This window comes from Parasedimentitalea nitratireducens (assembly GCF_057444295.1).
The window spans coordinates 55,692-67,175 of sequence record NZ_JBYAXC010000003.1; the positions used below are offsets into that span (position 1 = coordinate 55,692).

Sequence of the window (11,484 nt, forward strand, 5' to 3'; positions counted from 1 at the left end):
ACTAGGCTGCCCAAACTTAAACGCACAAGGCTTACTTCAGGATCGAACGGCCAGCGTATTCAGCCACTTCACCCAGAGTTTCCTCGATACGGATCAACTGGTTGTACTTGGCCAACCGGTCGGAGCGCGCCAGCGAGCCGGTTTTGATCTGACCACAGTTGGTGGCCACAGCCAGATCAGCAATGGTGGCATCTTCGGTTTCACCCGAACGGTGCGACATTACGTTGGTGAAACCAGCCCGGTGTGCCATGTCAACGGCACGCAGGGTTTCGGTCAGGGTACCGATTTGGTTGACCTTGACCAGCATCGAGTTGGCGCTGCCTTGTTCGATGCCCATGGCCAGACGTGCTGGGTTAGTTACAAACAGATCGTCACCCACCAGTTGCACCTTGTTACCCAGGGCATCAGTCAGAGCTTTCCAGCCGTCCCAGTCATCCTCGGACATGCCGTCTTCGATCGAGATGATCGGGTAGTCATTTACCAGCGCAGCCAGATAGTCGACGTTCTCGGCCGAGCTCAAGGTCTTGCCCTCGCCAGACAGCACGTATTTGCCGTCCTTGTAGTACTCGGTCGCCGCACAATCGAGCGCCAGATAGATCTCTTCGCCGGGCTTGTAGCCAGCCTTTTCGATCGACTTCAGCACAAAATCCAGTGCTTCACGGGTCGAGGCGATGTTTGGCGCAAAACCACCTTCGTCGCCAATACCGGTGGACAGGCCAGCCGCCGACAGCTCTTTTTTCAGGGTGTGAAACACTTCGGAACCCATGCGCACGGCTTCGCGGATGTTGTCCGCAGCCACTGGCATGATCATGAATTCTTGAATGTCGATTGGGTTGTCGGCGTGCTCGCCACCGTTGATGATGTTCATCATCGGAACTGGCAGAACCCGCGCCGAGGTGCCGCCGACATAGCGGTACAGCGGCTGGGTGGTGAAATCGGCTGCGGCCTTGGCCACGGCCATCGACACACCCAAAATTGCGTTTGCGCCCAAACGGCCCTTGTTCTCGGTGCCGTCCAGCTCGATCATCGCGCCATCGATCGACACCTGTTCGGTAGCATCAAAGCCCAACAGTTCTTCGGCAATCTCGCCATTCACAGCTGCAACCGCTTCCAGAACTCCCTTGCCCATGTAGCGGGATTTATCACCGTCGCGTTTTTCAACTGCCTCGTGAACACCAGTTGATGCCCCCGATGGAACTGCTGCACGGCCCATGGTGCCGTCTTCCAGAACCACGTCTACTTCAACGGTCGGGTTGCCCCGGCTATCCAGAATTTCGCGGGCGTGAATGTCGATAATGGTGCTCATCTGAGGATCCCTGTCTATGACACTTGATTGCCAGCGTCATAGGCACCCCAAACGGGAATGTAAACAGTTCTCGTTACCGCTAACAGCGCATTTTCCAGTGGTTTAGGGCTAACATTTGACTGTTTGCGCCAACAGCGGAACAACTGCGCGTTAGGCAGGAACACCCACCGCAGCCCGTGCCAACCGACGTTCGCGAATAAAGGTGTACATCCCAGACCCAATGATCAGCGACGCCCCCGCCAAAGTCATTAAGTCAGGGCGCTCGTTGAACATCACCATGCCAGCCAGGATCGAAAACAATAGGCGCGAGTAGCGAAACGGCGTAACAGCCGAGGCATCCCCGACCCGCATCGCCACCACGATGCCGTAATAGCCCATGACCCCAAATAGTATCCCTCCCAGGATCATCATACTTTGGGTCCCGTCCAACGCTGCCACCTCTCCAGGTGTGAACAGCAACAGCACTGCGCCAGCCGGGATCAAGGATGCGAACCCCTGAAAGCTAACCACAGCTGATGACACCGATGAGTCAGTCAACCGCGTCAAAAGATCCCGCGCCGCAATGGCAAACACTGCCGCGAGGACCAGCAACGAGGCAGGTTCAAAACCGCTTAGCCCCGGACGAATAATCATCAACACTCCGATGAACCCCACTGTAATCGCGCTCCAGCGACGCCAGCCAACCTGTTCGTTGAAAAACAGCGCCGCGCCCATGGTGATCACTAGAGGCAGCGCCTGAAACACGGCGGCCACAGTGGAAATATCCACCAGCGCCAGCGCCGAGGCAAAACACAATGCGCCAATGGCTTCGGACAGCGCCCGCAAAAGCGCCGCTGGTTTCCAAGCGGCGGCCGCAAACAGATTTTGCCGCTTGGCCGCAATCAAAGTGGCAAACACAGTTGCACTGCCTGCCCCAAGCATAATCAGGATCTGCCCAACCGGCAGGTCCTGCGACAATTGCTTGATAAACATGTCTTCCAGCGTAAAGGCCGCCATTGCGGCGATCACCATCAAGATGCCGTTGAGATTATTCATGAGCGCGTTTCCATAGGTCGTACGGTCAGCAATTGCCGACACATCTTGCCCAGATCAACCGCATTTGCGCACAAAGGGCTAGTCTATTCACGACGCAGCAACACAACTACTCGTGCAGCACGTCATCACAAATCTTGATGTTCTTAATTTGTTCGCGCATATTGCAGATGTTTATCAGGAGCCATTTAATGATTTCACTTCAAAGCAAGTACGACGCCTTTTGCAAACTCCACACCGGTCCCGGCGCCTTTGTCATACCAAACCCCTGGGATGCAGGAACTGCCAAGATACTTAGCGCCCTAGGTTTCAAAGCTCTCGCCACCACCAGCGCAGGTCATGCCTTCTCAATGGGTCGCAAGGATGCCGAAGGCGCTCTGAGCCGCGACGAGATCCTAGCCAACGCTCGCGACATCGTCGAGGCCTGCAACCTTCCTGTTTCAGCCGATCTTGAGAATGGATTTGGTTCATCACCCAAAAACGCCGAAACAACGATTAAACAAGCCATGGACATCGGATTGGTCGGCGGTTCGATCGAGGATACAACCAACGACCCGACAACCCCTATTCTGGATTTTGACCAAGCCGTCGAACAGATCCAAGCCGCAGCTCAAGCCTGCAAGGACCGCCCGTTTCTCTTAACCGCACGTGCCGAAAATTACTCCTATGGTCGCGTCGACCTAGCTGACACCATCGCCCGCCTCCAAGCCTTTGGCGAAGCGGGTGCCCATGTTCTCTACGCGCCTGAACTGCCAGATCTGCAATCCATCAGAACCCTGTGCCAAGAGGTGGACCAACCGGTGAATGTCGTCATGGGACTTGGTGGCCCAACATGGTCCGTCAGTGAGTTGGCAGAGGCCGGGGTTAAGCGGATCAGCGTGGGCGGTTCCTTTGCGCGCGTCGCACTAGGGGCCTTGATACAGGCCGCAACCGAAGTGCGTGAACATGGAACCTTCAGCTATGCGGAACAAACCCTATCTCACACAGCGATCACAAAAATGATGGCCTGATCTGTGCAGCTCGCGCTAAAGCTTGAACGGATTGAGCCCAGTGTTTCTTTGGTCCAAAACACTCATTCCAAACCGCTACCCTAATCCTTGCGGATTGGAACCCCATATAGCTCTAGCTTGTGCCCCTTCAGCTGGTACCCCAACTTCTGGGCAATCTTCTCTTGCAGGGCTTCGATCTCGGGATCAACAAATTCGATCACTTCGCCGGTGTTCATATCAATCAGATGATCATGATGGTCGCGTTCGGCATCTTCATAACGGGCGCGGCCATCACCAAATTCCAGTCGCTCCAGAATGCCTGCTTCTTCGAAAAGTTTCACGGTGCGATACACCGTCGCGATCGAAATCCCCGCATCCAACGCACTGGCACGGGCATATAGCTCTTCGACATCGGGATGGTCTGCGCTGTCTTGTAAGACGCGCGCAATGATGCGGCGCTGGCCAGTCATACGCAGGCCTTTGGCCTCACAACGGGAAATGATCGTGTCAGTCATCTGCATCCTCTATACGCTTACTTTGCGCTTGGGTTCCCTGTGTAACGAAAGAACCATCGCTCGAAAACCGGGTAATTAAAATAGAATGCCAGTTGACAAACGCCTTATCCACAGCCATTTGCCCCTTCAGGTATCCCTCTCTGCCGCGTGAGCAGAGGCGTTCGGGCAATTTGTCCCCTTCCGAGGCTCCGGCCTCTAACGCCTACAGTGACATACCTGCGTTCCCAAGATCACGCGTGGGGCACGAGCAGACGACCGGCGCTCTGGCATACGGCCAGCAGAACCTGAGGTCCCTGCCCCAACCCGCCGCACAGGATGTGGCAAACACCGGCCGTTGCATCCGCACGGCTGCGAAAGGATATGACTTGAGTGAATTCTCAACAATGGGGCTTCCTGAGAAGCTTCTAACTCGTATTGAGGCGATGGGCTTCAAAGATCCGACACCTATTCAATCGCACGCGATCCCGCATGCACTGCAGGGCCGTGACGTATTGGGCCTAGCCCAGACTGGCACCGGCAAAACTGCTGCCTTTGGTGTGCCGCTGATTGCACAGATGATGCAGTACGATCGTAAACCCGCAGGCAAAACCGCCCGTGGTCTGGTTCTGGCTCCAACACGCGAGTTGGCCAACCAAATCTGCGAACAGCTCAAAGGTTTGCTTGATGGCACACCCATGAAAGTTGGTCTGGTTGTTGGTGGTGTGTCGATCAACCCACAAATCCAGCGTATTGGCCGTGGTATCGACATCCTGGTCGCCACCCCTGGCCGTCTGTTGGACATCATTGATCGTCGGGCACTGAATCTTGGCTCCTGTGATTTCCTGGTACTGGACGAAGCTGACCAGATGCTGGACATGGGCTTTATTCATGCCCTGCGCAAAATCGCCGCGCTGCTGCCCGAAGAACGCCAGACCATGCTGTTTTCGGCCACCATGCCCAAGCAGATGAACGAGATTGCCGGCAGCTACCTCAAGAGCCCGGTCCGCGTCGAAGTCTCGCCTCCGGGCAAAGCTGCGGACAAAGTGACCCAAGAGATCCACTTTATCGCCAAAGCTGAGAAAACAGCCCTGCTGAAAGAATTGCTGGCCAATCACAAAGACGAGCGTGCGCTGGTCTTTGGTCGTACCAAGCACGGTTCTGAAAAGCTGATGAAGACGCTGGAAAAGGCTGGGTTCTCAACCGCGTCGATCCACGGCAACAAAAGCCAGGGCCAACGTGACCGTGCGATTGCAGCGTTCAAATCCGGCCAGATCAAAGTGCTGGTTGCCACCGATGTGGCGGCACGCGGATTGGATATCCCAGACGTCAAACACGTCTATAACTATGATCTGCCAAATGTTCCGGACGCCTATGTCCACCGTATTGGCCGGACAGCTCGTGCTGGCAAAGACGGTGCTGCGATTGCGTTCTGTTCGCCAGATGAAATGGGCGAACTGAAGGACATTCAAAAAACACTGGGAACCACCATTCCTGTTGCCTCGGGCACCCCGTGGGAAGTGCAGCCGGGTGCCAAGAAAAAGCCCAATGGCGGTGGTGGCCGACGTCGTGGTGGCGGTGGCGGCGGAGGCCAAGGTGGCCAACGCAGATCTTCTGGTGGCGGTGACGGAGCCAAGCCAGGTGGCGGTCAGCGTCGGCGTCGTCGCAGTGGCGGCGGTGGCAGCAACCGTACCGCAGCCTGATCTCTGACAGCTTCAAACCCCGCTCCGGACCTCTCCGGAGCGGGGTTTTCTTTAGGCCAGGTGAACATCCGCCCAAACGGGCAAGTGGTCCGAGGCAATATGTGCAGGCCGATCACTGTACACCCCATGCGCCGCCACTTTGAGCTTGGCACTGACAGCCATGCGATCCAGCGCCCCAATAGGCCGCAGCGCGGGAAAGCTGGCTTTGGGCGCAAGGAAATGCATCGAAGGGGCCAGATGGTCTAGCACCGGAGATCGTGACCATTCGTTGAAATCCCCCGCCCAAACCAAGGGGGTATCGTCAAAATTGGCACTCTCTCGGGCCAGATGCAGCACCTGCTCGTGGCGCGCCCGGCCCGTCAGCCCCAAATGTGCTCCGATAACCCGAATGGGCCCAATCGCCGTTTCAAAAGACGCCCAGACGGCGCCGCGAGGTTCCAGCCCTGGTAGCTTGATATGCCCCTGGTCGAGCATTTGAACTGTTTTGGATCGCCAGACGATGGCATTGCCGTGCCATCCTAACGATCCCGCTCCGCCCAGATTCACAACCTGCCAGCCCGCCTCGTCCAGTACAAAATGTGGCAGCGCTGCAGGTCGAGGCGGCAGGCGTTTGTCAGCTTCCTGCAACAAGACAATCTCGGCCCCGGTACCTTCGATCACCTGCAACGTCCGCCTTGGCAGGCGGCGCAAATCCAGGCCGATGCACTTCTGAATATTGTAGCTGGCCAGTCGCAGGGTTGGGGCAGACATCACGGATCCTTTGGCTTGCTTATTTATTGCGGGAGACTGCGGGTCTGGTCCAGAGTTAAATGGCTTGGGGTTACAAGTTAGTGTTTGCAGAGAGGGGCTGTGTGCCCCTCTTGGCCCTTGGCCAATTCACCCCGAGGATATTTATGGCCAGATGAAGCCAATCAGGTGCCGCAGAACGTAGCCTGGACAACTTCCTCTGCTGCCGGAGGTCGCATCAAGTCGATATTGTCCGGTTGCTCGGTGTAAGGCTGCGCAAGCACGTTGTTCAGGCGGTGGAACAAGTTGTAATCGCCATCGGCAGCCGCGGAAATCATCTGCTCAATGCGGTGGTTGCGCGGGATGAAAGCAGGGTTTGAATTCAGCATACATGCTTGAGGGCCCAGCTCTCCGTTCAGTCGCGCCTGCCATTCGACGTGCCACGCATCAAAGGCGTTACGATCCACAAATTGATCACGTGCATCCCCCAGCGCCAAAGCCCGGAAAGTGTTGGTGAAATCGCTCTGATCCTTGGCCATCAGGGCAAACAGGTCGGAAATCAACTGCAGATCATCGTCGCGTGCCTGTGTCAGGCCAATTTTGGCGCGGAAGGTTTTCAGCCAGTGGGACTGCATCTGGTCAGGCATGGCATGGACAATTTCAGTTGCCTCTTCCACGCCCTCTTGCGGATCATCCATTTGCTGGATCAAGGCCGTAGCCAATTGCGCCAGGTTCCACACGGCGATGTCAGGTTGGTTGCCATAGGCATAGCGCCCATGGCGGTCGATCGAGCTAAACACCGTCTGTGGATGGTAGCTATCCATGAACGCACAGGGACCATAGTCGATGGTCTCCCCCGAGATCGAGGAATTATCAGTGTTCATCACACCATGGATAAACCCAACACCCATCCAGGCGGCGATCAGGCGGCTTTGAGCGTCACGCACTGCGCGCAACAGCCCCATCGGCCCCTTAGCGTCAGGGTAATGGCGCTGGATGGCATAATCCGTCAGCTGCTTCAGGCTGTTGGTATCGCCTCGGCTGGCAAAGACCTGAAAGGTTCCCACCCTCAGATGGCTGGAGGCCACACGGGTCAGCACAGCGCCCGGCAGCCCCGTTTCGCGTTGCACTGTCTCGCCAGTTGCCACGGCAGCCAAAGCGCGGGTGGTTGGAATGCCCAAGGCATGCATCGCCTCGGATACCACGTATTCTCGCAGTACCGGGCCCAGCCATGCGCGCCCGTCTCCGTTACGCGAATAAGGCGTGCGCCCCGAACCTTTGAGCTGGATATCACGGCGCAGCCCATCCGCACCGATGGTTTCCCCCAGCAAGACTGCGCGGCCATCACCCAGTTGCGGGTTATAGGTACCAAACTGATGCCCAGAATAAAGCTGCGCCAGTGGGTCAGCTCCCTCGGGCACCAGATTCCCACCAAACACCTGGGCCATTTCCCCGGCCTCACCTGGTGTGATCTGAAGAACCTTGGCCAGATCGTCATTAAAGGCGATCATTTTGGGGGATTTCACCGCTTCGGGCACCTGTTTGCTATAGAACGCGGGCGCCAGTCGGGCATATGAATTGTCAAAGGGGATGTGCATGCTCATGTGCAGAACATATGCATTGCCCTCAGAATTGCCAGAGACAAAGGATTACCCGCCCATGACGGCCCAAGAGATTATCAACAAGCTGGACCTGCAACCGCACCCCGAAGGCGGCTGGTACCGGCAAACCTGGCAAGCAGACAATGAAGGTCGTGCCACAGGGACCTGTATCTATTTCTTGCTCGCCGCTGGGGAGCACAGCCATTGGCACAGGGTCGATGCGGCCGAGATCTGGTTGTACCATGCTGGCGCCCCACTGGTGCTGTCGCTGGCTGAGACAGAGCAAGGCCCGGCGCAGGAACATTTGCTGACGCCTGATCTGAGCCAAGGCGAGCCACAACTCATCGTACCCACCGGTCACTGGCAGGCCGCCCGCACCACTGGTGATTACACATTGGTCAGCTGTACGGTTTCGCCGGGGTTCCAGTTTGAAGGGTTTGAGTTGGCAGATCCGGGGTTTGATATTCCGCGCGCCTAATGCCTGCTTCCAATTCTGCGACCCATAAAGCGCCCTGAAGATTGGGCGCAGAGTTTAACTGCGCCCATGGGGTGGTCTTAATTCGCGCCAGTCAAATCCTGCGCCAACATCAAAGCATTGCCATCGGGATCGTAAAATGTTGCGGTGCTGACCATGCCTTCGACAGTATCGGTATCGCCATCAAATCTCACCCCTGCCGCTTCAAGATCTTTGCGAGCAGCATCAATATTCGCGATTCCAAAAACCGGAACGGAATTGCCGGGTGCTGGCTCAGCTTGCTCTCCTAAACCCAGGGTTACACCTTCTGTTTTGGTCTGCATCTCACTCCACCCGGCCTCATCAATGTGGTAGAGCAGTTCAAACCCAAGCATTTTTCTGTACCAATTCGCGCTGGCATGGCGGTCTCGCACCGAGATGGCGAGGGTGATGGTATTATCTAACGAAACAACTGGCATGGCGCTTCCTTTTGACCAGAAAATATATAAACTATACTTTATGGACGTAAATTCACTTGTCAAGCTAACCTCACGCGCCTGGTCCCTGACCATTCTGGCGCTTTTGCACTGTGGCATCCCCGGTCGACAGGCTGCTTTGCTGGCCGCATCGGGTGCATCCCGTACAGCCTTTGCCCATAGCTTAAGGCATCTGCTTGATCTTGAATTGTTAGAACGCAATCCTGGTCATGGGCATCCGTTGCGGCCCGAATACCGCTTGACCCAGAGTGGTGCAGATATTGCAGATATTGCAGACAAAATTACCGCCGCTGCCCCGCTTCCTGCAGAACAAGCCTTACTGCGACGCAGCTGGACCATGCCGGTTTTGGCTCTGTGCCGCGAACCTCGGTCTTTCAGCGAAATAAAGAGCGCGCTTGACGGGATAACAGATCGCGCCCTGTCGCAGTGCCTCAAACAGCTGCAAACACAGCAGTGGGTTCAGCGAGAGATTGACCCCGACAAACAGCCTCTGCGGCCGCAGTACCAAGCTTTCAATGCAGGCGCTGAGATTGCTCAAACTGTCAATTTGCCACTTGAGTAAGACTGGCCAGCCCAAGTCGTCATGCGCTGAAATTCTGACTGCGCCGCCACTCACTTCATCTATGCCGTCGGAGTTTCAATTTGACGGGTTTGGGCGGGCAGCTTCGGGATCTGATGTTTCGCAGGGGTAAGAGGGGACACAGATATCCTATAACTCGGACGTCGATTTCACTTCTGCCGACCAGCTCAGCGGATTGGGAGGTTTGCAATTTGCATAGTCTGCTCGAATGACCCGCCGCCCTCGCCCCAGTGTCGATGACCGGGATCTGTGAACCATAAACATACTCATCACCAACACATCGCCACGGCTGGCCTGCTCTACTTCAGTCACGCAGTTATCGGCTACATCGTTAGCTCGCGAAGCAAGAACCAATCCCGATTGATGGCTCCCCAGTGCCAGTTCCATTCCACCGTTCTCGGCATCGACATCATCCAGATAAATTCTCACAAACAACATCTTAGACAGGGTTTCTTCATCAGGTTCACAGTGCCAGGTTCCGGCCTTCTGCGTCCAGTTTGAAACCTCGGCGCAGTCATGCCTTTCCTGGACTGCGATCACCCGATCCTGATGCCAAGGCAGCGTCCAGTTCTGACTTTGTGTCTTGTCAAAAGCAATGGCTCGCACCGCAAAAGCTCCGGGCAAGACTGGCGCAAAAGCATTGGTCAACTCGGGAGTGTTCAAAGCGGTGAGATCTGAAATACGCTGGCCTGACTTGCCGCCTTTGGGGCTCATAGCATTTAGTTGATGCAAGCTGTCATCTGACAAAACACCACGCAGCCACATGCGACCATCTTTTTCAAACTCCTGCATCAGCTCTCTGACACTGAAGGCACGCTTACCACGCCGCCCCCTACACAGGCACCGACACCGGTGGTGCCCGGGGCTGAGGTTGCCATGCCACGCGCCACTCGTACCGCCAGATGAGCAAAGGCCTGGGCTTCCAGCATGTCTCCATCCAGCCCGACCTCTTCGACAGGTTTCACTGGGCAATCCAGCGAAACAGAAAGCATCTGCATCAGAACCGGGTTGTGACGCCCGCCGCCTGTGACCAAAACAGCCGAGGGTTTCTCGAGGCAGTGCTGCATGCCCTGAGCAGCCCCTGCGGCACACATCGCAGTCAACGTTGCTGCTGCATCGGCGTCGCTCAGCTCTCCGACCAGTCCAACCATTTCAGAGAAATCGTTCCGATCCAGCGATTTGGGCGGCAATCTTGAGAAATATGGCTCTGCCAGGAACAGCTCCAGCGCGCCTGTCTCGACCGTGCCGCCTTGGGCGATCTTACCGCCCTTATCCATATCCACGCCCAACCGAGCCTGTAATAGATCGTTCAACGGCGCATTAGCTGGGCCAGTGTCAAAGGCTAGCAAGGCGCCAGCCTCCTCAGGGGTCTCAAATCGAGGATCGACATAGGTGATATTGCCCACCCCACCGAGGTTCAGAAAACACACCGGTTGACGCAGGTTCAAATACTTGGCGCAGGCAAAATGGAAAAACGGCGCCAACGGCGCGCCCTCGCCCCCCATCGCCACATCGTCTGACCGGAAATCCCAAACCACAGGTTTGCCCACAATCTCTGCCAAAGCCGCACCATTGCCCACTTGCAGAGTGCCTTGTTGGCGTGGGGCATGGGCAAGGGTCTGACCATGAAACCCTGCCAGTTCATAGTTTGAAAACTCAGACAGCAATTCGGCATGAACTGCATCAACCACTTTGGCCGCGGCCTCTGCTGCCTCACCGCCCCAACTTCCCAACGCATTTCGCAGAACTATGCGCTCGGCGTCGGTATAAGCCCGATATCCACTGGCACCAAAGCCGTGAATGCGCGTTCCATCCGTTTGCACTACGGCCGCATCCACCCCATCCAACGAGGTTCCGCTCATCATCCCAAGCGCCGTTACGGCACCTGCTTTTGAAATTGCTCTACCCATTGAACTTAACCTTATCCAAGTGCCGGATCTGCTGGTCCGGTTTGCGTTAACTATAAGTGTGGTTTGCGTGAACGGAAATAGAGCTTTGACCTTGGTTCACTCAAATCAACACAATTCGCCCCAGCGTGCTGTCACACTCGCTCTGGGGCTGGACATTCAGAACGAATTAAGAGACTTCCATGGGTTGAAATGATT

At 56.2% G+C, this 11,484-nt stretch carries 12 protein-coding genes; 4 read left to right on the forward strand and 8 right to left on the reverse strand.

What is annotated here, in order from left to right; genetic code table 11:
* Positions 1–31 precede the first annotated feature (31 nt).
* Positions 32–1,306 carry a phosphopyruvate hydratase gene (gene eno, locus AC2T28_RS10885; RefSeq protein ID WP_486749021.1) on the reverse strand — a complete coding sequence of 425 codons (1,275 nt, stop codon included), beginning with the start codon at positions 1,304–1,306 and terminating at the stop codon, positions 32–34.
* A 150-nt stretch (positions 1,307–1,456) separates the two neighbouring features.
* Entirely contained in the window at positions 1,457–2,341 is an 885-nt protein-coding gene (locus AC2T28_RS10890) for a DMT family transporter (protein WP_486749022.1), read from the reverse strand.
* A gap of 188 nt (positions 2,342–2,529) precedes the next feature.
* Between AC2T28_RS10890 and AC2T28_RS10895 the strand changes: the two genes are divergently transcribed.
* Positions 2,530–3,348, forward strand: coding sequence for an isocitrate lyase/PEP mutase family protein (locus tag AC2T28_RS10895; RefSeq protein WP_486749023.1), 819 nt, complete (start codon positions 2,530–2,532; stop codon positions 3,346–3,348).
* 80 nt (positions 3,349–3,428) lie between these two features.
* Here AC2T28_RS10895 and AC2T28_RS10900 read toward each other — a convergent pair whose 3' ends face one another.
* The gene (locus tag AC2T28_RS10900) at positions 3,429–3,842 is read right to left on the reverse strand and encodes a Fur family transcriptional regulator (RefSeq protein WP_486749024.1); all 414 of its coding nucleotides are present in this window, start codon (positions 3,840–3,842) and stop codon (positions 3,429–3,431) included.
* A gap of 365 nt (positions 3,843–4,207) precedes the next feature.
* On the opposite strand from AC2T28_RS10900, the gene AC2T28_RS10905 reads away from it, so the two are divergent.
* Positions 4,208–5,521, forward strand: coding sequence for a DEAD/DEAH box helicase (locus tag AC2T28_RS10905; RefSeq protein WP_486749025.1), 1,314 nt, complete (start codon positions 4,208–4,210; stop codon positions 5,519–5,521).
* A 51-nt stretch (positions 5,522–5,572) separates the two neighbouring features.
* Here AC2T28_RS10905 and AC2T28_RS10910 read toward each other — a convergent pair whose 3' ends face one another.
* On the reverse strand, positions 5,573–6,271 hold the full coding sequence (locus AC2T28_RS10910) for an endonuclease/exonuclease/phosphatase family protein (protein WP_486749026.1): 699 nt from the start codon (positions 6,269–6,271) through the stop codon (positions 5,573–5,575).
* 161 nt (positions 6,272–6,432) lie between these two features.
* Entirely contained in the window at positions 6,433–7,851 is a 1,419-nt protein-coding gene (locus AC2T28_RS10915; protein ID WP_486749027.1) for a protein adenylyltransferase SelO, read from the reverse strand.
* A 55-nt stretch (positions 7,852–7,906) separates the two neighbouring features.
* On the opposite strand from AC2T28_RS10915, the gene AC2T28_RS10920 reads away from it, so the two are divergent.
* Complete coding sequence (locus AC2T28_RS10920) at positions 7,907–8,326, forward strand: cupin domain-containing protein (RefSeq protein WP_486749028.1); 420 nt, start codon at positions 7,907–7,909, stop codon at positions 8,324–8,326.
* 77 nt (positions 8,327–8,403) lie between these two features.
* Here the strand turns inward: AC2T28_RS10920 and AC2T28_RS10925 are convergent, their stop codons facing one another.
* Entirely contained in the window at positions 8,404–8,781 is a 378-nt protein-coding gene (locus AC2T28_RS10925) for a VOC family protein (protein WP_486749029.1), read from the reverse strand.
* Between the two features lie 40 nt (positions 8,782–8,821).
* Here AC2T28_RS10925 and AC2T28_RS10930 point away from each other — a divergent pair, with 40 nt between their 5' ends.
* Positions 8,822–9,361 (forward strand): winged helix-turn-helix transcriptional regulator, encoded by a 540-nt coding sequence (locus AC2T28_RS10930; protein ID WP_486749030.1) that lies wholly within the window; start codon positions 8,822–8,824, stop codon positions 9,359–9,361.
* Between the two features lie 147 nt (positions 9,362–9,508).
* Here AC2T28_RS10930 and AC2T28_RS10935 read toward each other — a convergent pair whose 3' ends face one another.
* Both AC2T28_RS10935 and AC2T28_RS10940 read right to left on the reverse strand, forming a co-directional pair.
* Positions 9,509–10,171 (reverse strand): phytanoyl-CoA dioxygenase family protein, encoded by a 663-nt coding sequence (locus AC2T28_RS10935; protein WP_486749031.1) that lies wholly within the window; start codon positions 10,169–10,171, stop codon positions 9,509–9,511.
* Complete coding sequence (locus tag AC2T28_RS10940; protein ID WP_486749032.1) at positions 10,171–11,289, reverse strand: anhydro-N-acetylmuramic acid kinase; 1,119 nt, start codon at positions 11,287–11,289, stop codon at positions 10,171–10,173. Before AC2T28_RS10940 ends, AC2T28_RS10935 begins: the two co-directional genes overlap by 1 nt.
* Between the last annotated feature and the right edge of the window lie 195 nt (positions 11,290–11,484).